This is a genomic window from Sphaerisporangium album, from assembly GCF_003323745.1.
In the GTDB taxonomy this organism is placed as follows: domain Bacteria; phylum Actinomycetota; class Actinomycetes; order Streptosporangiales; family Streptosporangiaceae; genus Sphaerisporangium; species Sphaerisporangium album.
In genome coordinates this window covers 206,348-222,966 of sequence record NZ_QOIL01000012.1, presented here as the reverse complement: position 1 = coordinate 222,966, position 16,619 = coordinate 206,348, and the positions used below count along the sequence as shown (strand labels likewise).

General features: G+C 70.0%; 17 protein-coding genes. 9 read left to right on the top strand and 8 right to left on the bottom strand.

The features are described 5' to 3' along the window. Nucleotides 1-66 precede the first annotated feature (66 nt). Nucleotides 67-477, bottom strand: a complete 411-nt coding sequence (locus DQ384_RS22240) for a hypothetical protein (RefSeq protein WP_114030784.1) — start codon at nt 475-477, stop codon at nt 67-69. Nucleotides 478-1,082: 605 nt separating this feature from the next. Here DQ384_RS22240 and lpdA point away from each other — a divergent pair. The 4 genes from lpdA to DQ384_RS40505 all read left to right on the top strand — a co-directional run bounded on the left by lpdA (nt 1,083) and on the right by DQ384_RS40505 (nt 4,116). After that, nucleotides 1,083-2,483 carry a dihydrolipoyl dehydrogenase gene (gene lpdA / locus DQ384_RS22235; protein ID WP_114030856.1) on the top strand — a complete coding sequence of 467 codons (1,401 nt, stop codon included), beginning with the start codon at nt 1,083-1,085 and terminating at the stop codon, nt 2,481-2,483. A gap of 170 nt (nt 2,484-2,653) precedes the next feature. Next, entirely contained in the window at nt 2,654-3,154 is a 501-nt protein-coding gene (locus DQ384_RS22230; RefSeq protein WP_114030783.1) for an RICIN domain-containing protein, read from the top strand. Nucleotides 3,155-3,258: 104 nt separating this feature from the next. Beyond that, entirely contained in the window at nt 3,259-3,807 is a 549-nt protein-coding gene (locus DQ384_RS22225; RefSeq protein ID WP_114030782.1) for an RICIN domain-containing protein, read from the top strand. Between the two features lie 105 nt (nt 3,808-3,912). Then, entirely contained in the window at nt 3,913-4,116 is a 204-nt protein-coding gene (locus DQ384_RS40505) for a DUF6203 family protein (protein WP_147268866.1), read from the top strand. A gap of 276 nt (nt 4,117-4,392) precedes the next feature. Here DQ384_RS40505 and DQ384_RS22220 read toward each other — a convergent pair whose 3' ends face one another. Further along, a complete protein-coding gene (locus tag DQ384_RS22220; protein ID WP_245966687.1) occupies nt 4,393-5,634 on the bottom strand; it encodes an AI-2E family transporter in 1,242 nt (413 codons plus the stop codon). A gap of 232 nt (nt 5,635-5,866) precedes the next feature. Continuing rightward, a complete protein-coding gene (locus tag DQ384_RS22215; protein WP_147268865.1) occupies nt 5,867-6,316 on the bottom strand; it encodes a hypothetical protein in 450 nt (149 codons plus the stop codon). A gap of 216 nt (nt 6,317-6,532) precedes the next feature. On the opposite strand from DQ384_RS22215, the gene DQ384_RS22210 reads away from it, so the two are divergent. Both DQ384_RS22210 and DQ384_RS22205 read left to right on the top strand, forming a co-directional pair. Beyond that, nucleotides 6,533-7,066 (top strand): peptidylprolyl isomerase, encoded by a 534-nt coding sequence (locus tag DQ384_RS22210; RefSeq protein ID WP_114030779.1) that lies wholly within the window; start codon nt 6,533-6,535, stop codon nt 7,064-7,066. 349 nt (nt 7,067-7,415) lie between these two features. Then, entirely contained in the window at nt 7,416-8,147 is a 732-nt protein-coding gene (locus DQ384_RS22205) for a rhomboid family intramembrane serine protease (protein WP_245966686.1), read from the top strand. An 88-nt stretch (nt 8,148-8,235) separates the two neighbouring features. Here DQ384_RS22205 and DQ384_RS22200 read toward each other — a convergent pair whose 3' ends face one another. After that, nucleotides 8,236-8,481: a cell division protein CrgA gene (locus DQ384_RS22200; protein ID WP_114030777.1), complete on the bottom strand. Its 246-nt coding sequence runs from the start codon at nt 8,479-8,481 to the stop codon at nt 8,236-8,238. Between the two features lie 310 nt (nt 8,482-8,791). Between DQ384_RS22200 and DQ384_RS22195 the strand changes: the two genes are divergently transcribed. From DQ384_RS22195 to DQ384_RS22190, 3 genes are read left to right on the top strand one after another with little or no spacing between them, the layout of a single operon-like run. Next, on the top strand, nt 8,792-9,415 hold the full coding sequence (locus tag DQ384_RS22195) for a class E sortase (protein ID WP_114030776.1): 624 nt from the start codon (nt 8,792-8,794) through the stop codon (nt 9,413-9,415). Between the two features lie 43 nt (nt 9,416-9,458). Then, complete coding sequence (locus DQ384_RS41410; protein WP_181871337.1) at nt 9,459-9,617, top strand: hypothetical protein; 159 nt, start codon at nt 9,459-9,461, stop codon at nt 9,615-9,617. Then, complete coding sequence (locus DQ384_RS22190) at nt 9,614-10,186, top strand: anthranilate synthase component II (protein ID WP_114030775.1); 573 nt, start codon at nt 9,614-9,616, stop codon at nt 10,184-10,186. The genes DQ384_RS41410 and DQ384_RS22190 overlap by 4 nt, the downstream gene beginning before the upstream one ends. Before the next feature lie 183 nt (nt 10,187-10,369). Here DQ384_RS22190 and pknB read toward each other — a convergent pair whose 3' ends face one another. From pknB to DQ384_RS22170, 4 genes are all read right to left on the bottom strand, one after another. After that, nucleotides 10,370-12,217 carry a Stk1 family PASTA domain-containing Ser/Thr kinase gene (gene pknB, locus DQ384_RS22185; RefSeq protein ID WP_114030774.1) on the bottom strand — a complete coding sequence of 616 codons (1,848 nt, stop codon included), beginning with the start codon at nt 12,215-12,217 and terminating at the stop codon, nt 10,370-10,372. 82 nt (nt 12,218-12,299) lie between these two features. Next, complete coding sequence (locus tag DQ384_RS22180) at nt 12,300-13,802, bottom strand: serine/threonine-protein kinase (RefSeq protein WP_245966685.1); 1,503 nt, start codon at nt 13,800-13,802, stop codon at nt 12,300-12,302. Then, nucleotides 13,799-15,247, bottom strand: a complete 1,449-nt coding sequence (locus tag DQ384_RS22175; RefSeq protein WP_114030773.1) for a peptidoglycan D,D-transpeptidase FtsI family protein — start codon at nt 15,245-15,247, stop codon at nt 13,799-13,801. Before DQ384_RS22175 ends, DQ384_RS22180 begins: the two co-directional genes overlap by 4 nt. After that, nucleotides 15,244-16,593 (bottom strand): FtsW/RodA/SpoVE family cell cycle protein, encoded by a 1,350-nt coding sequence (locus DQ384_RS22170; RefSeq protein ID WP_114030854.1) that lies wholly within the window; start codon nt 16,591-16,593, stop codon nt 15,244-15,246. The genes DQ384_RS22175 and DQ384_RS22170 overlap by 4 nt, the downstream gene beginning before the upstream one ends. Nucleotides 16,594-16,619: the final 26 nt, after the last annotated feature.

The following is a 16,619-nucleotide window of genomic DNA, read 5'->3' as shown; positions in this document are numbered from 1 at the left end:
CGCCATGCCGGGCGCCGCCCACACGGACGAGGCGGACATGGCGGCGCGGGAACAGGGTGGCCGTGCTCAGGCCTTCGGCGTGCGGGTGCGGGAGAGGGAATCGGAGTTGGACGTGGCCGTCACCGGTCCCCCCATGGAGTTGGGGAAGATGAGCCGGATGTTGACGGTCTGGGCCTGACGGTTGGTGTTGTGGCTGCGGCTGTGGCTGCGGTTGAAGTGGCGGGCCCAGTTCCGCGCCCAGCTGCGGGCCAGCGAGCGGTTCCAGTTGCGGGCCCAGGCCCGGCTCGGGCTCCAGTTGCGGTTGTAGGCGCGGTTGCGGTTGCGTGCGTAGTCCCTGTAGTCGCCTCCGCTGGGCAGGCTCATGACGGTCGCCGCGTCGGCGCCGGTGGTCGTGGCCACGGCGCCCAGGCCGACCATGCCGGTGGTGAGTGCGGCGCCGATCGTGAGCGTGCTCACGAATCTCTTGAGCTTGGGCATTGCGTATCCCCCTGGGACGACATCGGTTCCCTTGCGATGGCATCCACGCAGATAGCCGTGAATGCTGTGATGACTGCGTAGGTCTTCACAGTTGTCTTTTTTCCGGGCGAGACGAGCGACAAACGAATAACTACTACTTTTGCTATGTGCTTAAGCTCTTGTTGTGGCCTTCGGTTCGAAATTTCCCGACTTCCGCCGACATGATCGTCTTGATCGTCCCGTACGCCGATGTACCTGGTAACGAGGCGCGGCGCGCGTACGCCCCGGCGAAAAGGCCGACGCCACAGGCCTTTCCGGAGGCAGGTGGCGAAAGGCGCGGTGCGGTCTCGCGGGGATCGGGGGCATATGCGCGCAACGGGCCAACTGCTCGACGCGTCGGGGTTCCGCAGCATTTGAGGAAGAAAGAGAGAGAAGGGGGAAAGCCGGGATCTGATGTCAAAGCCGGGCTTTAATGGAGATTAAGCCGTTTTTCGGGGGCTGTGTCCGTTGCGTACTGAACGGGTGCTTCGCCCGACAGGTTCCGCCCGCGGCGGGCCGGTGGACGGCCGGGGGCGCCGCGCACCCCGGTTGGGCGGCACCCGTCCGGAAGCCATATGGTCCGGAGCATGACTGCTCATTATGACGTCGTTGTCGTCGGGGCCGGTCCGGGCGGGTACGTCGCCGCGATCCGGGCCGCACAGCTCGGGCTCAGCACGGCGATAGTAGAGGAACGCTACTGGGGCGGCGTGTGCCTCAACGTGGGGTGCATCCCCTCCAAGGCGCTGCTGCGCAACGCCGAACTGGCCCACCTGTTCACCCACGAGGCCAGGACGTTCGGCATCCGTGTGGACGGCCAGGTGACCTTCGACTACGCCGAGGCGTTCAAGCGCAGCCGCAAGGTCGCCGACGGCCGGGTCAAGGGCGTCCACTACCTCATGAAGAAGAACGGCATCACGGAGTACGACGGCCGGGGCACGTTCACCGACCCGAACACCCTCCAGGTGGCCGTGAACGGCGGCGGCACCGAGACGGTGACCTTCGACAACTGCATCATCGCGACGGGGGCCACCACCAAGCTCCTGCCGGGCACCTCCCTCAGCGACCGGGTCGTGACGTACGAGGAGCAGATCCTCACCGACGCGCTCCCCGAGAGCATCATCATCGCGGGCGCGGGCGCCATCGGCGTGGAGTTCGCCTACGTCCTGAGCGCCTACGGCGTGAAGGTGACGATCGTGGAGTTCCTCGACCGCCTCGTCCCCCTGGAGGACGCGGAGGTCTCGGCCGAGCTGGCCAAGCGTTACAAGCGGCTCGGCATCGAGGTCATGACCTCGACCCGGGTGGAGGGCATCGACGAGTCCGGCGACAAGGTCCGCGTGACGGTGTCCCGCGGCGACCAGCGGCAGACGCTGGAGGCCGACAAGGTGCTGCAGGCCATCGGCTTCCAGCCGCGCGTCGACGGCTACGGCCTGGAGAAGACCGGCGTGCGCCTGACCGACCGCGGCGCCATCGACGTGGACGGCCTGTGCCGCACGAGCGTGCCGCACATCTTCGCCATCGGCGACGTCACCGCCAAGCTCATGCTGGCGCACGCGGCCGAGGCCATGGGCATCATCGCCGCCGAGACGATCGGGGGCGCCGAGACCATGGAGCTCGAGTACGTGATGATCCCCCGGGCGACGTACTGCCAGCCGCAGATCGCGAGCTTCGGCTACACCGAGGCCCAGGCGCGGGAGAAGGGCTTCGACGTCAAGGTCGCGAAGTTCCCCTTCACGGCCAACGCCAAGGCGCACGGCCTGGGCGACGCCAACGGCTTCGTCAAGATCCTCAGCGACGCGCAGTACGGCGAACTGCTCGGCGCCCACCTCATCGGGCCCGAGGTCACCGAGCTGCTGCCCGAGCTGACCCTGGCCCAGCAGTGGGACCTCACCGTCAACGAGGTGGCGCGCAACGTCCACGCCCACCCCACGCTGGGAGAGGCGGTCAAGGAGGCCGTCCACGGCCTCGCCGGCCACATGATCAACATGTGACGCGCCCGGGCGCGTCCCGCAGTCACGTTCGCCAGGTCGCCGGCGCGGCGTCGTCCGCGCCGGTTCCTGATCACCCGCCGTCGTGTCGTCCGGCTCGAATCGATCACCTCGCGTGTAAGTTCAACTACGGAGAGTAGCTGACGCGTGCGTGAAGAGGAGAACCAGACGCGATGCGAAGGAACATCACCCGAGCGGCCCGCGGGCTCATCGCGGTGTTCGGATGCGCGGCCGTCGTCGCCGGGTCGACGGCCGGGGCCGCCGCCGAGGCGAAGACCGGGCCGATTCGCAGCGGCGCCAGCTCACGGTGCCTGGACGCCGACCTCAACACCATCGCGCACAACGGCACGAAGGTCCATCTCTGGAACTGCAACGGCTTCACCAACCAGAAATGGACGTACGACGTCAAATCGCACACCATCCGCAGCCAGTACAACGGCCGCTGCCTGGACGCCGACCTGAACACGATCAGTGACAACGGCACCAAGGTCCAGCTCTGGGACTGCAACGGCTGGAGCAACCAGAAGTGGATCTACGACGCCGTCAGCCGCACGATCTACAGCCTCTACAACGGGCGGTGCCTCGACGCCGACCTCGGCCGCATCGGCTCCAACGGCACGCGGGTCCAGCTCTGGGACTGCAACGGGTGGGCCAACCAGAAATGGACGGTGTGACCGGGGCGCCCTGGTCGCGGCCCGGAAGGTGTGCGGTCAGCGCGGCGTCCGTCCGTGGACGCCGCCTCCGCGTCACCCGCCCATGAGAAGGGAGACGAGGCAGCATGCGACGGAACATCACCGCCGCTACCGGCGTGGTCGCGGCGGCGCTGGGCTGGGCGGCCCTGGCCGGCGCTCCGGCCGAGGCGTCGGCGGACGCCGGGACGGTCGCCCCCTCGGCGGGACCCGCGCCGGCGGGTGGCCCTCCCGCGGGGGCCCGGCCGATCCACAACCGGGCCGACGACCGGTGCCTGGACGCCGACCTCGGGCGCATCGGCTCCAACGGCACGCGCATCCAGCTGTGGGACTGCAACGGCTGGGCGAACCAGGCGTGGACGTACGACCCGGCGTCCCACACGATCCGCAGCCTGTCCAACGGGCGGTGCCTGGACGCCGACCGCGGCAACCTCGGTGTTAACGGCACCCGCGTCCAGTTGTGGGACTGCGACGGCCGGGTCAACCAGCAGTGGAAGTACGACCGCTCCGGCCACACGATCCGCAACCTCGCCAACGGCCGCTGCCTCGACGCCGATCTGAAGAGCGTGGGCAGCAACGGCGCCCGCGTCCACCTGTGGGACTGCAACCGCGGCGCCAACCAGAGGTGGAAGCTGTGACCCCGTTCCGCCCCGCCGGCGGCCACGCGACCGCCCGGCCGGGCGTCCCCGCGGCGGAATGGCGGCCCGTCGTGAGGGTAGAGGGGGGCGGAACGAGGAGGAGCCATGAAAAAGATTCTTCGACTCCTGGTCACCCGCTGGCTTGCCCGTACACCGTTCGGGCTGGTCGTCCTCGGTGCCGGGTGGTGGTTCACGCGCAGGCGCCGCGCCGCGAGGGCCGCGGAACGTCCGGACGTGCAGCGCGAGCCCGGACGCCGGTCCGCCGGCCCTTACACGTGGACGGGCCCGTCGGCCCGCGGCCGCAAGTAGCGTCATTACCCCTTCACGGGCGGCCGCTTCACGGACGGGCCTTTTCCGGACGGCCGTGCGCGGACCCCGCGTGCCGGTGGCCCGCGAGCCGCCGCTTACCCGGGCGCCCCCGCGAGATCGGCGATCCCGTGGGCGTGGCGCCCCCGCGTCTCTTACCCGATTGACCCCCGGACGGCCCTGAAGCCCGCCGTCCGGGGGTTTCTCATGGAGCAACCGCGTGGCCGGGGCCGTTCCGGCGGCCGGGAGGCGTGCGCACGAGCGGTCCGCCCCCCGCGGTCACAGGCGTTCCTGGCGGGGAAAGACGACCTCCCTGACCAGCAGCAGGACCGCCGCGGCCAGGGGGATTCCGAGCAGCGCGCCGACGATGCCGAGCAGCGCTCCGCCGAGCAGGGCGCCGATGATCGTGGCGACCGGCGGGACGGCGACCGAGGACTTGAACACCGGCGGCGAGATCAGGTAGTTCTCGATCTGCTGGTAGATGACGAAGAAGATCACGCAGGCGATGCCGGCCTGCACGGACGTCAGGAACCCGACCCCCGAGGCGACCGCCGCGCCGAGGACCGCGCCCACCATGGGGATGAGGTCGGTCACGGCCACGAAGATCGCGAGCGGCAGCGCGTACGGCACGCCCATCACGGACAGGAAGATGTAGGTCACCACGCCGGCGATGAGCGAGATGATCAGGTTTCCCGCGACGTAGCCGCCGATCTGCTTGATGATCTCGTCGCCGAGCAGCCGCACGCGGGTGCGCCGGGAGCGCGGGACGAGCCGGTAGCCGGTCTCCTTGATGGAGTTCAGGGAGCCGAGGAAGTACAGGGTCAGCACCAGGACGGTGAGGCCGCTGAACAGGGCGCTGATCACGACGCTGGCCACGCCGAGCAGGCCGCCGAACATCTGGCTCGCCAGGTTGCCGCTGGTGACATACTGCTGGAGCTTCTCCAGGACCTGGTAGCGCTCGTCGACCGAGCGGATCAGCGGGTGGTTCTGCAACTGCTGGACGTACTCGGGCAGGTGCTGGACGAAGCCGGTGGTCTGCTCGGTCAGCGGCGGCACGACGGCCAGCCCGAAGACCACGAAGAACGCGATCACGCCGCCGAACACGATCAGGATGGCCAGTCGCCGCGAAAGGTTCCGGCGCTGGAGCCACTCGATGGCCGGGTTCAGGCCGATGGCGAGGAACAGCGACACGATGATCAGGACGAGGGCCGACCCCGCGGTGGCGATGGCCTGCACCAGCAGCCACGCGGTGAGGACGCCGAGCGCGGCGGTGAGGCCGAACAGGAAGGGATTGCCGCGCAGCGGGCGTCCCGGCCGGCCGAACGGGTTCTCGGGCTCCTGGGGGCCGTCTCCGTCGCGCCGACGCCCGGCGGTCGAGGGGGCGTCGTGCGGAGGCGGTTCGGCGAGGGAAGCGGCTGGAGGCGCGCCGTCCCCTGACGCTGAGCCGGTGTCGCCGCCGGCCGGGAACGAGGGGAACACGCTGGACATGTCGGCGCGCTCGGAACTGCCAGTCTCGGACACGCGCCTCCGCTGCCCAGGGGAGCGGGGTCTAGTCCGCTTTCGCCCTGATAAAGACCGAAAAATCATGATCCGGCGCTCCCGGGTCGGGCGGCCGGGAACGCCGGGTGCGGCGCCGCGTCGTCCCTTCCCTCGGTGGCCGTCCACGCCCAGGACGCTCTGAGGCGCGCTCAGCGGACACGACGACGCGCCCCCCGGATCATCGTCCAGGAGGCGCGTGCCAGGGGCCGTGCGGTCAGTACATGCGGCGCGAGGCCTCATCGGCCGTCGCACCTGTCTCGTCCATCCCTCTGGCCGACTCTTCCGACCGTTCGCCGGACCACCTGCTGGCGTCCGCCGACGTGTCCTTCATCGAGTCGGCCCACTGGCGGGCGTTGTTGCGGTAGATGACGATGCCCACCGCGCAGGCGGCGAACCCGGCGAGCAGCGCGACAGTGGACCAGCGCGCCCGGCCGCTACGGCGCCGGATCGACGGTGAGGGGTCGATGACCTCGGCGGCCTGGGTGAGGAACGCGCTGACCTTCGGCGCGATCTGCTCTTCCACCGACTGCGCCGCGCGGTCGAGCCGCGGCGCGGCCCAGACGCGGGCGTCCTCGATGCGGTGCGAGGCGACCTCACGGGCGGTGCTCGCGATCGGGCGGACCTGGTCGGCCGTCCGCATGGCCTTGGTCTTCACACGACCCATCCGCGTCTCCGGTACAACGATCGTGACACGGCGTTTCTTCATTCTCAGGGACACGATTGCCTCCCCTGTCCTTGGGGCCCCGCAGGCTCACCTTCCCGATCGAAAGCGGCTCAATCCAAGTGGCGTGGGAGGATGCCAGATAGGCCAATGCGCCAGAGACCTTGAAACACGACAAATGTGTCCCATAGAACGGGCATCGAAGGGGGCAGTACTCTCGTGGCTGAAAACCTCATCGCCAAGCTGCGGACCTCTCTCGGAGAGATCAAGCTCCGCCTCTTCCCTGATCACGCGCCCAAGACGGTGCGCAACTTCGTCGAGCTCGCCGAGGGCTCCCGGGAATGGACCCACCCCGAGACCGGGCAGAAGTCCAACGACCGGCTGTACGACGGGACGATCTTCCACCGGGTGATCGAGGGCTTCATGATCCAGGGCGGCGACCCGCTCGGGCAGGGCATCGGCGGGCCGGGCTACGACTTCGACGACGAGATCCACCCCGACCTGCAGTTCAACCGGCCGTACCTGCTGGCCATGGCCAACGCCGGCAAGCGGTTCGGGCGCGGCACGAACGGCTCGCAGTTCTTCATCACCGTCGTGCCGACGCCGCACCTGAACACCAAGCACACCATCTTCGGCGAGGTGATCGAGGGGCAGGACGTCGTCGACGCGATCTCCAAGACCCCCACCCGGCAGGAGCGGCCGGTCACCGACGTCGTCCTGCAGGAGGTCGTCATCGAGCGCGTCCAGTCCTGACGGCGCGCACGCCGCGAGCGCGGGGTCCGGGGCGTACCCGGCCCCCGCCGCGCGGGCCGCTCCGGCGGTCCTCCCGCCGTGACAACCGGCGGGGTTCCGCGGGTCTGACGGCGTGGGGCGCTCGGCCGGCTGCATAGGGTGGCAGTCTGTGGAGTAAGCGCACGGGCGAAGGGGCCGCGAACAGGCGATGACCACTCAGCCAGACCACCCGAATCCGGCGGACCGGCCTCAGGGGCCTGTCCCGCCCGGGCCTCAGGACGGGGACGAGATCCCCACGTGTTACCGCCACCCTGGCCGCGAGACCTATGTGCGCTGCCAGCGCTGCGACCGGTCCATCTGCCCCGACTGCATGAACGCGGCCTCGGTCGGCTACCAGTGCCCCGAGTGCGTGCGCGAGGGGAACAAGACCGTGCGCAGGGCCGAGGCGGCCTTCGGCGGCAGGCCCGTCACCACCCCGGTGGTGACGTGGACGCTCATGGCGATCAACGTGCTGGCCTACCTCGCCGAGGTGTTCCGGACCGAAGAGGTCGTCAACCGGTTCGCCATGTCCGCCGACTACGTCGCCGCCGGCGAGTGGTGGCGGCTGTTCACCGGCGCGTTCCTGCACTCGCCGCCGCCGTCGTACTGGCACATCCTGTTCAACATGTGGGCGCTGTACGCCATCGGCCCGCAGCTCGAACGGATGCTCGGCTCCCTGCGGTTCAGCGCCGTCTATCTGCTCTCGGCGCTCGGCGGCTCCGTCGCCATCTACCTGTTCGGCACCTGGGCCGTGGGGGCCTCGGGCGCGATCTACGGCCTGTTCGGCGCGATGTTCGTGATCGCCCGCCGCATGGGCTACGACGCGCGCGGAGTGCTCTGGCTCATCGGCATCAACGTGGTGCTGACGTTCGTGATCCCGGGCATCAGCTGGCAGGGCCACCTGGGCGGGCTGGTCGCGGGAGTGGTGACGACGGCGCTGTTCGCGTACGCGCCCGCCGCCAACCGCAAGGCCGTCCAGCTCGCGACGGTCATCGGGATGCTGGCCCTCTACGCGGTGATCCTGGTGACGCTGTCACCGATCGGAACCTCGCTGACCGGCTGACCGGAGGGGCGGGCTGCTTCCCCAGGTTGTGGATAAAGCCTGTGGAAAAAGTCCGCCCCGGCCGGGAAGAGCGCTCGTCAGGCCGGGATCAACGCCAGCGGGTGGACAGCACCACGCCGAAGATGATGAAGACGAAGCCCGCCAGAAGGTTCCAGTTGCCCAGCGTGGCGATGCCGGGGAGCGTCGGAGCGATGTAGAACACCGCGATCCACAGGATGCCGATGATCCATGCGGCGACCATGACCGGTGCCAGCCACCGCGGGCTCACCTTGACCTGCTGTGTCTTCTGCGGCGGGGTGTAGACCGCCTTCTTGCGAGTGTGAGACTTGGGCACGGCAGCTCTCCTGGTGGGGACCCGCGCAGGCGGCGCGGGTTCTGGCAGCCAGCCTAATCGCTGGCGTAGGAAGTCCGAAGCAAGCCTAGTCGGCGCGGGCGCGATCGGCGATTCCGATGTGAACACGCTTTCGTCCGCCTTCGCCCGAATCCGGCCGCGGCCGCGGCCCGGCCGGGCAAAGTCCCGGTCAAGGCGCCGCCGGTCGCCCCCGCCGCACGCGCGCCCGTCGATACCCTGACCGCGCAGGGCGCATGGGGACGCCCGGCGACCGCCCGAGAGGGGGCCCGGCCGCCACGCGGCCAGAGACGGCATGAGGATGCTGCTGCGGACCTGCGGCGAGCTCAGCGTCACCGGCGGGCTCGTCATGCTGCTGTTCTGTGCCTACCTGCTCTGGGGCACCAGCTCCTACACCGAGTGGTACCAGAGCATCCTCAAGCGGCAGCTCCTGGAGCACTCCCGCGCCGCCGGGCCGGGCGGCAAGCTGTCCAAGATCGACCTGGGCGACGCGGTGGCGCTCATCCGCATCCCCCGCCTCGGCCGCGACTACGAGTACGCGGTCCTCGAAGGGGTCACCGCCGAGGACCTGCGCCGGGGGCCCGGCCACTACCCGGGGACGGCCACGCCGGGCGAGGTCGGCAACTTCGTCCTCTCCGGGCACCGCACCACCTACGCCGCCCCCTTCAACCGGATCGACGAGCTGCGCCGCGGCGACGCCATCGTCGTCGAGGCCCCCGAGGCCCGCTACACCTACCGGGTCTCCGGCAAACAGGTCGTGGACCCCGCGGACGTCGAGGTCATCGCCCCCGTGCCCGGCCACCCCGGCCGCCGGCCCGGCAAGGCGATGATCACGCTGACCACGTGCCACCCGGAGTACTCGGCCCGGCAGCGCCTGATCGTATTCGGCGTTCTGTCGGCCCGGCAGGACCGCCGGTAGAGGCCCGCGCCCCGTTCCGGGCGGTGGACGACGAGGAGGACCGATGTACGGATGGATCTGGCGGGCCATCCCCGGAGGCACGGGAGTCAAGCTGGTGACGGTGCTGGCGCTGACCGGTGTGGCGGGGGTCGTACTCTGGTATGTCGTGTTCCCGATGCTGGAGCCGCATATGCCTCTCGACAGGGTGACCGTAGGGCGATGACCCGCGTCCTCGTGGTGGACAACCATGACAGCTTCGTCCACACGATCGTCCAGTACCTGCGCGGGCTGGGCGCCGACTGCGACGTCCGGCCGCGCGACCACGTCCAGGTGCGGGACGCCGAGGGGTTCGACGGCGTGGTCGTCAGCCCCGGCCCGGGCACGCCGGAGGCGGCCGGTGTCAGCATCCCCCTGGTGAAGTCGTGCGTCGCCCGCGACCTGCCCCTGCTCGGCGTCTGCCTCGGGCACCAGGCCATCGCCGTCGCCTGCGGAGGCGTCGTGACCCGGGCGCCCGAGCTCATGCACGGGCGCACCAGCGCCATCTCGCACGACGGCAAGGGCGTGTTCGCGGGGCTGCCCTCGCCGCTCACCATGACCCGTTACCACTCGCTGGCCGTCGTCCCCGAGTCCGTGCCGGACGTGCTGGAGGTCAGCGCCGTCAGCGAGACCGGGGTCGTCATGGGGCTGCGCCACAGGCTCGCGCGGGTCGAGGGCGTGCAGTTCCACCCCGAGTCCGTGCTGTCCGAACACGGCCATGAACTTTTCCGGAATTGGCTGGCTCAGATCGTGTAACGCCGAGGGGCCTCAGAACGACTTACCGGTTGAGGGTCTCCGCCGTCGCCCCCGAGCGGCGGAGATCCTCTTTTTGTGCCCCCGCTCCGAAGCCGTGACGTGTCCTGGGGTGCCCTGCACGCGAGAAGGCCCCTCCCCGGGCGGGAAGAGGCCTTCAGGCGCGTACGAGCGTGCAGTACGGCGTCAGTTGGTGAAGCCGTCCGGCGGAGGGTCGCTGAAGGGCGGGTCCTCGGTCGGCGTGTCCGTCGGCTGGTCGGTCGGGAACGGCTCGTCGGTCGGCGTGTCGGTGGGGAACGTCTCCTGTGGCGGCCCGGAGGACACCACCAGCGTGATCGTCATGCCGGGGTTGAGCTTGACGCCGGCTCCCGGGCTCTGGGAGATCACGCTGCCCTTCGGGACGCTGTCGCTCGGCTGCTGCTGCGTCTTCACCTTGAAGCCCTCGGACTCCAGCGTGGACCGGGCGTCGGCCAAGGTCTGGCCGGTGACGTCGGGGACCTCGGTCTTCTGCTTGGGCACGTAGATCTTGACGATGCTGTTCTCGTCGACCTTCTCACCCTCGGCCGGCTTCGACTGGAACACCTTGTCCTGCGCCTTGCTGGACACGACGCTCACGACCTGCGCCTTGAGGCCGTTGGCCTCCAGCGTCCTGGTCGCGTCGTCGATGGTGAGCCCCACCAGTGTCGGCACGGTGACCTGCTTGACGCCCTTGGAGACCAGGATCGTGACCTCGGTGTTCTTCGGCACCTTGGTGCCGCTCGCAGGCTCCGACGAGATGACCGTGCCCTTCTCGACGTCGGAGTTGAACTCCTCGGTGACCTTGACCTTCAGGCCCTGGCCCTCCAGCGTCGCCCGGGCGCCCTTGGCCGTCTGCCCGGCCACCGCGGGGACCTGGACGTCGGCGCCCGCCGTCGGCTCGCCGGGGGAGCTGAGGAACGCGTAGCCGATGCCGATGAAGGCGCCGATCACGAGCAGCGGGATGATGATCCACGCCGCGATGGCCAGCCCGCTCGTCCGGGAGCCGCCGCGCCTGCGCTCGTAGCGGCCGCCGCCCCCCGCCTGCGTGGGGGCGTACTCGTACGGGGGGACGGCGGTGGTGCGCTGGGTGGCGGGGCCGCCGGGCGCGTTCAGCGTGCGGGTCTGCTGGCCGGTGTAGGCGTTGCCGGCCACCATCGTGTGGGCGGCGTCGACCGGCATGCCGGACATCGCCCGCTGGATGTCGGCCCGCATCTCCGCCGCGCTCTGGTAGCGGTGGGCCGGGTCCTTGGCCATGGCCTTCAGCACGATGGCGTCGGCCCACTGGGGGATGTCGGGGTCGATCTGCGACGGCGGGATCGGGTCCTCGCGCACGTGCTGGTAGGCGATGGCCACCGGGGAGTCGCCCGTGAACGGCGGCTGGCCGGTGAGCAGCTCGTACAGGACGCAGCCCGTGGAGTAGATGTCGCTGCGGGCGTCCACGCGCTCGCCCCTGGCCTGCTCGGGCGAGAGGTACTGGGCGGTGCCGATGACCTGCGCGGTCTGCGTCATCGTGGCCGCCGAGTCGGCCATCGCGCGGGCGATGCCGAAGTCCATCACCTTGACGTCGCCGGCGAGCGTGATCATGACGTTGGCCGGCTTGATGTCGCGGTGGACGATGCCACCGCGGTGGCTGTAGTCCAGGGCGCGCAGGATGCCGTCGACCAGCTCGACCGCCCGCTCTGGCAGCAGGCGGCGGTCCTGGCGCAGCAGGTCGCGCAGCGTCCGCCCGTCCACGAACTCCATGACGATGTACGGCACGGGGGTGCCCTCGGTCGTGTCCTCGCCGGTGTCGTACACCGCGACGATCGAGGGGTGGTTCAAGGACGCCGCCGATTGGGCTTCACGGCGGAAACGGGCCTGGAAGACGTGATCTCTCGCCAGATCTGCACGAAGCGTCTTGATCGCGACAACTCGGTCCAGTCGGATGTCCCGCGCGCGATAGACCTCGGCCATGCCGCCGCGGCCGACGACGCCGTCGAGCTCATAGCGGCCACCGAGTAGCCGAGGCTGAGTCATTTCCTGCACTGTCCCTTGCCGTTCATCTTGGGTACCGGCCCGCGGTGCGGCTGCCGGTGTCCATCATCGACCCCGCGCCGCATTACGTCTCCCCGTTCGGGGTGATTGTGGTGCTTGCGGATGAAGTGGGGCTTGGCGTCGTCGTCTCACTAGGTGAGGGAGTCGGTGTGGGCGTCGGAGTAGGGGTCGGGGTAGGAGACGGAGTTGGGTTCGGCGTCCGCCGCCGGGTTGGAATCGCCGACGTGCTTACCGTAGCCGACCGTGACACCGACGGCTTGACAGACTTCACCGGTTTCGGTGGTGGCGAGGTCCGGGGCGTCCGTGCCGGGGAGGGCGTGTACGCGGGTTCTCCGGTGGACGGCTCGACCGGCTGGGTCGGCCCGTTCTCCAGGCCGAGCGGGGGAAAGCCGTTCGCCGCCAGCGCGCCGAAGCCCACCGCCGCGGCGCAGCCGGCCGCGGCGAACAACCCGATCGCGTTGCGCCTGCGCCGCCGGGTGTGCGGCGCGGTCGCCGGGCGGGGGGTCGCGGGGCGGCCGGACGGCGGGCGGCCGATGCGCGTGGGCGTCGGGGCGTCCGGGCCGGGCCTCTCGTACAGGCCGTCGTACGGCGGAGTGGACGGCTGGGCGGGCGGCTGGGCGGATGGTGGCACGATCGCGCCCTGGCCCGCCTCCCGCTGAGCCGTCTCCCGCTGCGCGGCCTCGGGCTGGAGCGCCTGGCGCACCACGAGGCCGGTCGGGTCGGTCAGCATGCCCAACTGGGGGACGTCCGGCGTGGCGAGCGAGCCGCGCAGCACCATCACGCGGTCGGCCAGCTCGCGGCCGCCGGCGGGCCGGTGCTCGGGGCTCTTCGCCAGCATCGCCATGACCAGATCGCGCACGGGCTTCGGCACGGACTCCGGCAGCGGCGGCACCTGCTCGTTGAGATGCCGAAGGGCGATCGCCACCTGGTTGCCCCCGGTGAACGGCGGCCGCCCGGTCAGGCACTCGTACGCCACCACGCCGAGGGAGTAGATGTCGGTGGACCCGGTGAGCACGCTGCCCGACGCCTGCTCCGGGCTGACGTACTGCGCGGTGCCGAGCACGGTGCCGGTCATCGTCATGCGGGCGCCCTCAAGGGCCCGCGCGATGCCGAAGTCGGTGATCTTGATCGCCCCGGCGTGGGTGACCAGCAGGTTGCCCGGCTTGATGTCGCGGTGGACGACCCCCGACCGGTGGGCCGTGTGCAGCGCACGGGCCGTCTGGCCGATCACGTCCAGCGTGACCTCGGCGCTCAGCGTGCCGTTGCGGGCGATGACCGCCGCCAGGGACTCGCCGGGCACGAGCTCCATCACCAGGTAGGCCAGCTCGTCATGCTCGCCGTAGTCGAAGACCTGCGCGATGCCGGGATCGGTCAGGCCGGCCGTGATGCGGGCCTCGTTGCGGAAACGCTCGCGGAACTCCGGGTCGGCGGCCACGTGCCGGCGCAACAGCTTGATCGCGACCTCGCGGGCCAGCAGCACGTCGGTGGCGCGCCACACCTCGCCCATGCCGCCGGCCGCGATACGGGCGATCAGCCCGTAGCGGTCGTTCAGCAGCCGCGGCGTCACTTGTCGAGCACCGCCTGCATGACGTCGTGCGCGATCGGCGCGGCGACCGCGCCGCCGGTCGCGTCGTTGCCCGCGCTGCCGGACTCGACGAAGACCGCCACGGCGACCTTCGGGTCCTCGGCGGGGGCGAAGGCGATGAACCACGCGTGGGACGCCTGGCCCTTGGCCGTCTCGGCCGTGCCCGTCTTGCCCGCCACGGTGATGCCCGGGAGCTGGGCGGCCTTTCCGGTGCCGTTCTGCACGACGCTGACCATCATCTGGCGCAGTTTGTCGGCGACGTCGGGGCTGACCGCCTCGCTCAGCTCCTCCTGCCGCGCGCTGTCGATCTCGTCGCCGTCCGGGCTCACGATCTTGTTCACCAGATAGGGCTTCATGACCTTGCCCTGGTTGGCGACGCCGGCGGCGACCATCGCCATCTGCAGCGGCGTCATCTGGTTGCTCCGCTGGCCGATCGCGGTCTGGGCCAGCGCGGGCTTGTCCACGTCGGGGCCGATGTCGCTCTTGGTGACGCTCAGCGGGATGGCGAGCTGGGTGCCGATGCCGAACTTCGCCGCCTGTTCGTTCAGCTTGTCGTAGCCCATCTCCAGGGCCATCGTGCCGAACGCCGTGTTGCACGAGATCGTCAGCGCGTCGAGCAGGGTCGCGCGCCCGCCGCACGACTCGCCGTGATAGTTGCGCAGGCCGATCGTGGTGCCCGGCAGCGGCAGGACGTCCGGCGCGTCCACGGTGGTGTTGACGTCCCGCGACTCGTCCTCGCTGAGGTAGGCGGCCGAGGTGATCACCTTGAAGGTCGAGCCGGGCGCGTAGGTGTCCTGGATCGCCCGGTTGATCAGCGGCTTGTTCGGGTCCGCGACGAGCTTGTCGTACACCCGCGCGGCCTTCGACTTGTCCGGGGCCGCCATCGTGTTCGGGTCGTAGCTCGGCACCGACACCAGGGTGAGGATCGCGCCGGTCTTCGGCTCGATCGCCACGACCGCGCCGCGCTTGCCGCTCTTCTCCAGGGCGCGGTAGGCGACCTCCTGGGCCTGCGGCACCAGCGTCAGGTCGACGGCCGCGCCGCGGGTCGGCTTGCTGGTGATGAGGTCGACGGTGCGGCGGACGAACAGGTCGGGGTGGGTGCCGTCGAGGTACTTGTTCTCGGCGCCCTCGATGCCCTGCGCGCTCTCGGGGGCGAAGAAGCCGATGACGGGCGCGTAGACCTCGCCCTTGGTGTACTTGCGCTGGAACCGGAACGTGCCGCCGACGTCCACCGACTTCGCGAGCGTCTGGCCGCCCGCGGTGATCATGCCGCGCTCGTTCTGGTAGCGGGCGTAGAACGTGCGCTGGTTGCGGGCGTCCGTCCGCAGCTCGTCGGCCTTCACCGCCTGCAGGTAGTTGATGTTGATCATCAGCAGGCCGAACATGAGGAGGCACGCCACCGAGGCCCGCTTGAGCGTGCCGTTCATCGCTGAAACACCTGCGTCAGTCCTTCGTCCTGGATGGCTTGCGGCGGCGGCCTGCGCGCGGCATCTGACATGCGTACCAGCAACGCGATAAGAATCCAGTTAGCCAGCAGGGCCGACCCGCCTTGGGACATGAACGGCGTGACCAGGCCCGTCAGCGGGATCAGGTTCGTCACGCCGCCGACGATGATGAAGACCTGCCAGGCCAGGATGAACGAGACGCCGCCCGCGAGCAGCTTGCTGAACGGGTCGCGCGCGGCGATCGCCGTGCGTAGCCCGCGCTCGACGATCAGCGCGTACACCATCAGCACCGCCATCAGGCCGGTCAGCCCGAGCTCCTCACCGGTGGCGGCGAAGATGAAGTCCGAGAAGGAGAGCGGGATCAGGTTCGGGTGGCCCTGGCCGAGGCCGGTGCCGAGGATGCCGCCCGAGCCCATGCCGAACAGGCCCTGCATGAGCTGGGCGCTGCCACCGGGGAACCGCTCGTAGAGCACCGGGTCGCTCGGGTCGAGCCAGACGTCGAAACGAGCCTTCACATGGCTGAACAGCTGACCGGCCACGAACGCGCCACTGAGGAACAGAGCCAGGCCGATGAGCACCCAGGACGTGCGCTGCGTCGCGATGTAGAGCATCGCGACGAAAGCGCCGAACAGCAGCAGCGAGGTGCCCAGGTCCTTCTCCAGGACCAGGACGCCCACGCTGAACACCCACGTGATCAGCACGGGGCCGAGGTCACGCGCGCGGGGCAGGTCGATGAAGAGCAGGCGCCGCCCGGCGAGTGCCAGGATGTCGCGCTTGGCGACCAGATATCCCGCGAAGAAGACGACCAGCGCCAGCTTGGCGAACTCCGCCGGCTGGATGGAGAAGCCCCCGACGCCGACCCAGATGCGGGCTCCGTTGATCTCCTTGCCCAGGAAGGGCAACAGAGGGAGGATCAGCAGGCCGATGCCCACGAAGCCGGCGGTGTACGTCATCCGCTGGAGCGCGCGGTGGTCGCGCAGCACGATCAGCGTGAGGGAGAACATGACGATACCGAGCGCGGTCCAGAAGAGCTGGTTGCTCGCGGAGGCGAGCTTCGGGGCGGACTGCTCGATGCGGTAGATCATGACGAGGCCGAGGCCGTTGACCAGCGTGACCAGCGGAAGCAGCAGCGGGTCCGCCCAGGGGGCGAACTTGGCCAGCACGAGATAGGCGGCGAGCATCAGCGCGCCCAGACCGAGGCCGTAGCCCAGCATGCCCGCCGGCACCTGGCCGTTCAGGCCCAGCCCGACGCTTGCGTAGGCCACCATGACGATCGCCACGGCGAAGGCGAGCATGACCAGCTGCGCCCCCCGCCTCTTGGCGGTCATGGGGACGGCCGCGACGTCGACGGCAC

What these genes read in the sequence shown, in the direction of transcription:
- DQ384_RS22240 (WP_114030784.1), bottom strand. Translation starts at nt 477, where the DNA reads ATGCCCAAGCTCAAGAGATTCGTGAGCACGCTCACGATCGGCGCCGCA.
- lpdA (WP_114030856.1), top strand. Translation starts at nt 1,083, where the DNA reads ATGACTGCTCATTATGACGTCGTTGTCGTCGGGGCCGGTCCGGGCGGG.
- DQ384_RS22230 (WP_114030783.1), top strand. Translation starts at nt 2,654, where the DNA reads ATGCGAAGGAACATCACCCGAGCGGCCCGCGGGCTCATCGCGGTGTTC.
- DQ384_RS22225 (WP_114030782.1), top strand. Translation starts at nt 3,259, where the DNA reads ATGCGACGGAACATCACCGCCGCTACCGGCGTGGTCGCGGCGGCGCTG.
- DQ384_RS40505 (WP_147268866.1), top strand. Translation starts at nt 3,913, where the DNA reads ATGAAAAAGATTCTTCGACTCCTGGTCACCCGCTGGCTTGCCCGTACA.
- DQ384_RS22215 (WP_147268865.1), bottom strand. Translation starts at nt 6,316, where the DNA reads ATGGGTCGTGTGAAGACCAAGGCCATGCGGACGGCCGACCAGGTCCGC.
- DQ384_RS22205 (WP_245966686.1), top strand. Translation starts at nt 7,416, where the DNA reads ATGAACGCGGCCTCGGTCGGCTACCAGTGCCCCGAGTGCGTGCGCGAG.
- DQ384_RS22195 (WP_114030776.1), top strand. Translation starts at nt 8,792, where the DNA reads ATGAGGATGCTGCTGCGGACCTGCGGCGAGCTCAGCGTCACCGGCGGG.
- DQ384_RS41410 (WP_181871337.1), top strand. Translation starts at nt 9,459, where the DNA reads ATGTACGGATGGATCTGGCGGGCCATCCCCGGAGGCACGGGAGTCAAG.
- DQ384_RS22190 (WP_114030775.1), top strand. Translation starts at nt 9,614, where the DNA reads ATGACCCGCGTCCTCGTGGTGGACAACCATGACAGCTTCGTCCACACG.
- pknB (WP_114030774.1), bottom strand. Translation starts at nt 12,217, where the DNA reads ATGACTCAGCCTCGGCTACTCGGTGGCCGCTATGAGCTCGACGGCGTC.
- DQ384_RS22175 (WP_114030773.1), bottom strand. Translation starts at nt 15,247, where the DNA reads ATGAACGGCACGCTCAAGCGGGCCTCGGTGGCGTGCCTCCTCATGTTC.
- DQ384_RS22170 (WP_114030854.1), bottom strand. Translation starts at nt 16,593, where the DNA reads ATGACCGCCAAGAGGCGGGGGGCGCAGCTGGTCATGCTCGCCTTCGCC.